The sequence below is a fragment of the Phormidesmis priestleyi ULC007 genome (assembly GCF_001895925.1).
GTDB classification, from domain to species: Bacteria; Cyanobacteriota; Cyanobacteriia; order Leptolyngbyales; family Leptolyngbyaceae; genus Phormidesmis_A; species Phormidesmis_A priestleyi_A.
The window spans coordinates 95,122-102,187 of the sequence record NZ_MPPI01000005.1 but is presented as its reverse complement, the minus strand read 5'-3'; the positions used below and the strand labels follow the sequence as shown (position 1 = coordinate 102,187).

The 7,066-nt window shown below is 48.9% G+C and carries 9 protein-coding genes; 6 read left to right on the top strand and 3 right to left on the bottom strand.

The genetic code is table 11. From position 1 onward, the window contains the following. Positions 1-644, top strand: a 644-nt coding sequence (locus tag BRW63_RS06405) for a PP2C family protein-serine/threonine phosphatase (protein ID WP_143162018.1), incomplete at its 5' end; no start/stop codon positions are given. A 72-nt stretch (positions 645-716) separates the two neighbouring features. Here the strand turns inward: BRW63_RS06405 and petL are convergent. Next, positions 717-812 carry a cytochrome b6-f complex subunit PetL gene (gene petL, locus BRW63_RS06400; RefSeq protein ID WP_073070083.1) on the bottom strand — a complete coding sequence of 32 codons (96 nt, stop codon included), beginning with the start codon at positions 810-812 and terminating at the stop codon, positions 717-719. 131 nt (positions 813-943) lie between these two features. Here petL and aroB point away from each other — a divergent pair, with 131 nt between their 5' ends. Together aroB and BRW63_RS06390 are read left to right on the top strand one after the other, a co-directional pair. Then, complete coding sequence (gene aroB, locus BRW63_RS06395) at positions 944-2,047, top strand: 3-dehydroquinate synthase (protein ID WP_073070082.1); 1,104 nt, start codon at positions 944-946, stop codon at positions 2,045-2,047. A gap of 52 nt (positions 2,048-2,099) precedes the next feature. Beyond that, positions 2,100-2,762, top strand: coding sequence for a Uma2 family endonuclease (locus tag BRW63_RS06390; protein ID WP_073070081.1), 663 nt, complete (start codon positions 2,100-2,102; stop codon positions 2,760-2,762). Between the two features lie 8 nt (positions 2,763-2,770). Here the strand turns inward: BRW63_RS06390 and BRW63_RS06385 are convergent, their stop codons facing one another. After that, a complete protein-coding gene (locus BRW63_RS06385) occupies positions 2,771-3,376 on the bottom strand; it encodes a methyltransferase domain-containing protein (RefSeq protein WP_073070080.1) in 606 nt (201 codons plus the stop codon). A 153-nt stretch (positions 3,377-3,529) separates the two neighbouring features. Beyond that, positions 3,530-5,053: a 4-alpha-glucanotransferase gene (gene malQ / locus BRW63_RS06380; RefSeq protein WP_073070079.1), complete on the bottom strand. Its 1,524-nt coding sequence runs from the start codon at positions 5,051-5,053 to the stop codon at positions 3,530-3,532. Positions 5,054-5,386: 333 nt separating this feature from the next. Between malQ and BRW63_RS06375 the strand changes: the two genes are divergently transcribed. From BRW63_RS06375 to BRW63_RS06365, 3 genes are all read left to right on the top strand, one after another. Further along, positions 5,387-5,818 carry an NUDIX domain-containing protein gene (locus BRW63_RS06375; RefSeq protein ID WP_073070182.1) on the top strand — a complete coding sequence of 144 codons (432 nt, stop codon included), beginning with the start codon at positions 5,387-5,389 and terminating at the stop codon, positions 5,816-5,818. 111 nt (positions 5,819-5,929) lie between these two features. Further along, positions 5,930-6,541 (top strand): hypothetical protein, encoded by a 612-nt coding sequence (locus BRW63_RS06370; protein ID WP_073070078.1) that lies wholly within the window; start codon positions 5,930-5,932, stop codon positions 6,539-6,541. 3 nt (positions 6,542-6,544) lie between these two features. Further along, a complete protein-coding gene (locus BRW63_RS06365; RefSeq protein WP_073070077.1) occupies positions 6,545-7,060 on the top strand; it encodes a DUF1643 domain-containing protein in 516 nt (171 codons plus the stop codon). The last annotated feature ends 6 nt before the right edge of the window (positions 7,061-7,066 follow it).

Below are 7,066 nucleotides of genomic sequence, written 5' to 3'. Positions count from 1 at the left end.
ACTATGGGCAGATTCGCAAGCCAGACAGCGAAAACGAATCGGGGCGATGGAGTCTGACGATCGGCGATGTCATGGGCAAAGGCGTTCCCGCAGGTCTGATCATGACGATGACGCGGGGAATGCTGCGGGCAGAGGTTTTAAACGGACACTCTCCGGCTCGCATTTTGCAACATCTCAATCAGGTCATGTATGCCGATTTAGAAAACTCGAATCGGTTCGTGACACTCTTTTATTCGGAATACGATCCCAAAACTCGCATTCTGTCTTATAGCAATGCGGCTCACAATCCACCTTTGTTGTGGCAGGCTGAGACGGATACGATCGAGCGCCTAGACACGTTAGGAATGCTGATCGGATTGGATGCTGAAACTGAGTATCAAGACGCTCAGGTGCAGCTATCTCCGGGCGACACGATCATCTATTACACGGATGGTTTTACCGACGCAGCCAACCAACATGGGCGGCGATTTGACGAAGAAAACTTGACCAAAGCCTTTCAGTTAGCGTGTCGCAAATATGACGATCCGCAAATGATTTTGAAATATTTGTTTGAGTGTGTGCAAAAGTTTATCGGAGCGGACAAGCACAACGCGGATGATATGACGCTAGTCGTGATGCGGATCTCAGGAGAAAATAGGCGTTAATCAAGTGAGACAGTCTCGACAGCTTTTGGCAATCAGGACTGTCTCATTTTGAAAGAGTTGCGATCGCAACTCTTAAATCAGCTTGATCGCACGGAAGCCAAAAAACAGCGCCAGTGCTAACCCGAATGCACCACCCACAAGGGCTAAATAAGCGATCACTGCTGACATAGCGGCATACTCCAAATAAATCCTATACCCAACTATACGGAACTATTGACCCATAAAGAAAGAGTTGTGGTGGCAAGCGCTCCCATCATTTCAGATAAGATAGCCAGTAAGATTTTACTGCGTCACTCATTATGCAATCTGTTATTCCGGTTCCGTTGCCTCAGAACGCTTATGCGATCGCCATCGCTCCGGGCAGTCTCGATCACATTGGCTCATGGCTCACCGGAGAAACGCTCACCCTCAAACCGCAAAGCAAGATTCTCGTCGTCTCGAATCCGATGATTTTTCGGGCTTATGGGCAACGGGTGATCGACTCGCTGACTCAGGCAGGCTTTCAGGTCACAAGCTGCATTCTACCTGCGGGAGAATGCTACAAAACTCCGGCAACGGTGCAAAAAATTTATGATGCGGCGCTAGAAAATCGGTTAGAACGATCGTCCACCATGGTGGCACTAGGCGGCGGCGTAATTGGCGACATGACGGGATTTGCCGCCTCGACTTGGTTAAGAGGCATAAATGTCGTACAGGTGCCAACAACGCTATTGGCAATGGTCGATGCGGCGATCGGGGGCAAAACCGGGGTCAATCATCCCCAAGGCAAAAACTTGATCGGTGCTTTTCATCAGCCTCGACTGGTGTTGATCGATCCGCAAGTGTTAAAAACGCTGCCGATGCGAGAGTTTCGCGCCGGGATTGCAGAAGTGATCAAATACGGCATTATCTGGGACGCAGAACTGTTCGAGAAGATGGAGCAAGCCAAACGACTCGATCAACTGCGCTATGTCGATGATGAACTGCTGCAAGAGATTTTGACGCGATCGTGTCAGGCAAAAGCGCACGTCGTCAACAAAGATGAGAAAGAATCAGGACTGCGCGAAATTCTCAACTATGGACACACGATCGGACACGCGGTTGAGAGTCTCACAGGCTATCGAGTTATCAATCATGGCGAAGGCGTGGCGATCGGCATGGTAGCAGCCGGACAAATTGCGGTTGAGATGGGGCTGTGGGATCAAGAAAGCTGCGATCGTCAACTGTCCCTAATCGAGAAAGCGGGTTTGCCAACTCGTTTACCTGATGGGATGGACATTGAAGCGATTCTCACAACGCTGCAAAGCGATAAAAAAGTTCAATCGGGCAAAGTGCGATTTGTGTTGCCGACCGCGATCGGAACGGCGATCACCACTGACCAAGTGACCTCCGATATGATTCGGAGTGTGTTGAAACAAATGTGATACAAATATTCTATTAGGTTAAAACAATCGGCTCTCTGGAGCTTTTGTCGTCATGGTGTCTCAAACAAAAGCCGAAGTTTTTTACCCGGAACGCGACGGGCAACCCATGTCGGATAACACCAAGCAGTTTCGATGGATTGTCACGATTAAAGAAAACCTGGAGTCGCTGTTTACGAACAATTCCAGCGTATTTGTGGCGGGTGATCTGCTGTGGTATCCCGTTGAGGGCAGCAATACCATTCGGCAAGCACCTGATGCGATGGTGGTGTTTGGGCGACCCAAGGGCGATCGTGGCTCTTATCAACAGTGGCTAGAAGGCAACATTCCGCCGCAGGTTGTATTTGAGATTTTGTCGCCGGGAAATCGGTTAGCAGAAACCGCCAGAAAGTATAAGTTTTATAACCAATATGGGGTTGAAGAATATTATGTCTACGACCCAGACGATAACGAGTTGATCGGATGGCTGCGATCGGACAGCTATTTGGACGTGATTGAAAATATGTCTGGCTGGATCAGTCCTCGATTAAAAATTCGATTTGAGATCACGGCTGACACGATGGAAATCTATCGTCCTGATGGAGAGCGATTTCTGACTTTTACAGAACTTGGGCAATTGAGAGATCAAGAACGGCAGCGCGCCGAACAAGAACGACAACGCGCCGATCGACTAGCAGAACGCTTGCGAGAGATGGGGGTCAACCCTGACGAAGTGTAATCAGTGGTTCAGATTTTTTCGGCAATGTGGAACGCTGATAGGTAGCAAACTTGAACACCTTCACCCAATCTCTCTAACACTTCTCGCAGACTTGTGAATACAGAATCTCGCTCGGATGGGTCTAACATTTTGTAGGGTGAGAAGGTGTTTAGAAGCATCAAATAATCGTCGATGGAGTAAGTCATTTTGCACGGCAAATGCTCACACACAGCCGTTCTAAAGAGTCCTGAGTCAGCGATATCTTGCGTGAGTCCCTGAAGAATTCGCTCTTGCGTAGCTCGGTCTTCTCTTTCTGCAACCAGAGAAGGTGCCTGCGATTGATAAACTTTAGTGAGCGGTTGATAAACTTGGCTGGGTTCTAGACAAACCATTGAGAACCCCGATCGAGCAAACGGAACCGTGGCAATTCCAGGGCCACACCCCAATTCGAGAATAGTTGCACCGGGAGGCAGTTGGGCAACTGCGATCGCACGATCAATCAGCGTTTGAGGATAGCGCGGTCTAACTTTGTTGTAAGCCTCGGCAACGTCGCCATACCAGTTCTTTCGCTGGTCTGAACTATAATTTGCAGCAACTTGTCCATACCAATTTTTTGTTCGCTCAGAATCGTTCATAGGTAAACGTGAAAGCTTTGCTTGAATTGAGTTTCATGATATTTTTAGCTAGTTTGACTGAAGTTTTTTAAGCCGATTGAGCGGACATTTCCTCGGTTGCGATCAGTTGCTGTCTCCGATTGCTTCTTGCTTATCACCCAATTCAAAGCGAACCTAATCAGACTCATCATCACGGGGCTGCGGCAGCCGACCCGAAATGCGAGTTAGGGTTTTGAGCTTTTCGCCCAACTCATGACTCAACATCTCTGATCGATAGCGCCAGCCCCAGTTACCTTCGGCTTTGCCAGGAAAGTTCATTCTCGCAGACCCATCCAGCCCTAACAAATCTTGCAGAGGAATCAGAGTTTGATTCGCGATCGAAGTCAGCGCCATGCGAATCAACTCCCAATGCACCCCATCGGAACCGATGCTGCCCAGATAAAGCCATAGCTGCTCTTTCTCCCAATCAGAGGCAGTGTTGTGCCAGCCGATCGTCGTGTCGTTGTCGTGGGTGCCCGTGTAGACGACGCTGTTGTGCCTAAAGTTGAAGGGCAAAAAGGGATTCCCCGGATCGGAGCCGAAGGCGAATTGCAGAATCTTCATGCCGGGAAACTCAAAGCGATCGCGCAGTGCCTCAACCTCTGGCGTAATCACTCCCAAATCTTCCGCCATAATTGGCAGTCTGCCTAGCTTCAGCCGCAGCAACTCAAAAAACTCTTCACCGGGCGCTTTGATCCACTCGCCATTCATCGCCGTGGTTTCGCCTTGAGGCACCGCCCAATAAGCCTCAAACCCTCTGAAATGGTCAATGCGAATAATATCGACATAATCTAACATTGCCTCAAAGCGTCGTAGCCACCAGGCAAAGCCCGTCTCTTGCAAATGCTCCCAGTTATAGACTGGGTTGCCCCACAGTTGCCCCGTCTCGCTGAAATAATCGGGCGGAACACCTGCCATTATTTTCGCTTCGCCTGTCTTTTCGTCGAGAGAGAAATTTTCGGGGTTTGCCCAAACATCAGCGCTATCGTGAGCCACATAGATGGGAATATCGCCAATGATTTCGATGTGACGATCGTTGGCATATTGCTTCACCTCTGCCCAGTGGTGAAAGAACTCAAACTGAAGATATTTGTGATAGTAAATCTCTCGGTTTAACCGTTCACGAGCCTGATCCAAAACTTCGGGTTGGCGGTGCGCGAGATCTGGCTCCCAGTTATGCCAGCTTTCGCCATCGTGTTCTCCTTTCAATGCCATGAATAATGCAAAGTCATCAAGCCAGTAGGCTTTGCTATGGCAGAAGTCGGCAAATTTTTGCTGTTGTTCAGGAGAGGCTTGTGTTTTGAAGCGATCGCAGGCTTTTTGCAAGAGCGGCATCTTAAATGCAGTGACTCGATCGAAGTCTACCCAGCCGATCGGAAACTCAGGGATATTCCACAGATCTTCATCCCACAGCAAGCCTTGTTTTTGCAACACTTCTAAGCTGATCAGCAATGGGTTTCCTGCCATCGCCGAATAAGACGCATAAGGCGAGTTGCCATAGCCCGTCGGCCCTAGCGGCAACACCTGCCAAAACTGCTGCCCACTATTCGCCATAAAGTCAATAAAGCGTTGCGCCTCTGAGCCTAATTCGCCCACGCCAAACCGACCCGGAAGACAGGTGGGATGCAATAAAATGCCGCTAGATCTGGGAAAAGGCATAAATCAAAGAGTGAAGGGTGAAGGGTGAAAACTTAACACAACGTCAGTTTGACGAGTTTTTTCGCTTCGTTGTTAGCGGCTTCTGCCCCTAAATCCCCCACTTTGGGGGACTTTGAAACTAAAGTCTCGGCTCAAAGTCCCTCACTTGTGGGGGATTTAGGGGGCTTCCCGAATTCACCATCGGAGCGAACCAATTCTGTCGAACTGAACGTTAACACAAAGCTGTGAGAACTGTAGCATGGCAAGCTGAACGTTAGAATCGGTCAAAAGAAAGGATGGAACTTGGCTCAAACCTGACTTTCACCTATCGCCCTTTATTCCCTTTGTGTGATTGTGGCTCATAAAAATCCTTCTCCTGCGGTTGACATTATTATTGAAATGGTCGATCGCCCCGATCGTCCGATTATTCTCATTGAGCGCTTAAACCCGCCTTATGGCTGGGCAATTCCGGGCGGATTTATGGATTATGGTGAACCCGCAGAAACGACTGCCCGTCGAGAAGCGATGGAGGAAATCGGTTTAGCGGTTGATTTAGTCGAGTTGCTTCAGGTCTATTCTGACCCCAAACGAGATGCCCGACAGCACACAGTCAGCCTGGTTTATATTGCCACTGCTAAAGGCGAACCCACAGCCGGGGACGATGCCAAAAACGCAAAAATCGTTAACGTTTGGGAACTGCCTAATAATCTCTGCTTTGATCACGATCGTATCCTGCATGATTATCTGCAACTTCGCCACTATGGAATTCGTCCTCGTGTGGGGTAACGAGAAGATTCTTAAGAAGACCCCGATAAATGCGGCTCAACCCCTGATGACGCGCTAGGATTCATCAAAGGTAAGATTGAGCAGTAGACACTCTGGCTAGAGGATTTTGAGATGTCAAAAATCTACAGCACCGAAGAGTTAGTCAAAATTCTCACCGATGAGCGACGAGCCTGCATGAATGGGCAGCGTCTCAATCTGGCTGCAACGCCTTCTGGTATTAATCCGCTCATCGATCGCTTTGTAAAATCTGACGGCATTCAAAAATTTACTGCCTACAATGACTTTCGCAACACGGTGCATCGCTATCAGCGAGAGCATCAGATTTCGGGCATTGTTTGGCAAACCATCACGATTAAAGACAGGGCGTTTCGCTATCCTAAAATTGATGATCAGTTGATTAGTTTAAACAGCGATTGGATGATTTTGAGAGCAGCAAAAGCTGCGATCGTCGCCTTCTGGCAAGAAGTCACCGAGGGAATGGACTTCTATTTAAGTATGAATTGCGGCAAATTTCATCAGCCGATGTCGATTCGAGATCTCGATCGCATTCTTCAGCGCACCGAGTGGGCAACTCTCACGCATCAAGGCAAAGATCACACGCTAGAAATTTTGCTGCAACTGGGCTGGGGTAGACCCGAAGAAGCGCTCTATCACCGGGGCTTTCCAGAATCTGGCAGCGAGTATATTCACGCCGTGTCACCGGGAATAACTCCTCTGGGGTGAGCAATGCAGTCAGGTGCAATCTTCGATCATGCAGGCACTTATCGCTATTTGCTTTGGCGATCGTGGAGTCAGTCGCCAAAAGTTGGGTTTGTGATGCTGAATCCCAGTCAAGCTGATGCGACCCTTAACGATCCCACGATTCGACGGTGTATTGGGTTTGCTCAAAGCTGGGGTTATGGCGGACTTGAAGTGGTGAATTTGTTTGCTTACCGCACGAAGAGTCCTGCTGATCTTCAGCGGATTAGAGATCCGATCGAAACGGACAACGATCGCTACTTACTCACTTTGAGAGAACGTGTAGACACGATCGTCTTCGCATGGGGAAATTGGGGGACTTTGAAAGGGCGCGATCGTCCCGTAATGAAGCAGTTGAATTCTCAGCAAAATGTCTTTTGTCTGGGCATTACCAAAACTGGACAACCTCGACATCCGCTCTATCTCAAACGCGATACCCGTTTGACAAAACTCAACTTTACGGATGCTGAAACTTCTGCTAACCTGACCATACTTTGCCCGTAGCAATCT

Excerpts from the sequence above, each read along its gene's own strand:
- petL (WP_073070083.1), bottom strand. The coding sequence starts at position 812 with ATGTCAGCAGTGATCGCTTATTTAGCCCTTGTGGGTGGTGCATTCGGG.
- aroB (WP_073070082.1), top strand. The coding sequence starts at position 944 with ATGCAATCTGTTATTCCGGTTCCGTTGCCTCAGAACGCTTATGCGATC.
- BRW63_RS06390 (WP_073070081.1), top strand. The coding sequence starts at position 2,100 with ATGGTGTCTCAAACAAAAGCCGAAGTTTTTTACCCGGAACGCGACGGG.
- BRW63_RS06385 (WP_073070080.1), bottom strand. The coding sequence starts at position 3,376 with ATGAACGATTCTGAGCGAACAAAAAATTGGTATGGACAAGTTGCTGCA.
- malQ (WP_073070079.1), bottom strand. The coding sequence starts at position 5,053 with ATGCCTTTTCCCAGATCTAGCGGCATTTTATTGCATCCCACCTGTCTT.
- BRW63_RS06370 (WP_073070078.1), top strand. The coding sequence starts at position 5,930 with ATGTCAAAAATCTACAGCACCGAAGAGTTAGTCAAAATTCTCACCGAT.
- BRW63_RS06365 (WP_073070077.1), top strand. The coding sequence starts at position 6,545 with ATGCAGTCAGGTGCAATCTTCGATCATGCAGGCACTTATCGCTATTTG.